The organism is Streptomyces sp. URMC 126 (assembly GCF_051386555.1).
In the GTDB taxonomy this organism is placed as follows: Bacteria; Actinomycetota; Actinomycetes; order Streptomycetales; family Streptomycetaceae; genus Streptomyces.
The window spans coordinates 1-258 of sequence record NZ_JBPQTX010001040.1 but is presented as its reverse complement, the minus strand read 5'-3'; the positions used below and the strand labels follow the sequence as shown (position 1 = coordinate 258).

1 protein-coding gene is annotated in these 258 nt (G+C 70.5%); it reads right to left on the bottom strand.

What is annotated here, in order from left to right:
• Nucleotides 1-258: transaldolase family protein (locus ACSNOK_RS35005; protein WP_436784733.1), on the bottom strand; the 258-nt coding region annotated here is incomplete at both ends.

The window sequence follows — 258 nt, the reverse complement described above, 5'->3', positions numbered from 1 at the left end:
AGCCCGGCCCAGGTGAGCGGGACCTTCACGCAGACGTTCGAGGCCACCCGCGCCAGCTTGCGGCCCTCGAGCATCATCCCGTCGTAGTCGACGGCGGCGACCTCCGCGCTCACCGGCCCCGGGACTAGCTCGCAGATCTCGCGCACGACCTCGATGAAGTTGCGTCCCGACTTGGCGACCAGCGAAGGGTTGGTGGTCACCCCGTCCACCATGCCCGTGGCGGCGAGGTCGGCGATCTCGGCCACGTCGGCGGTGTCG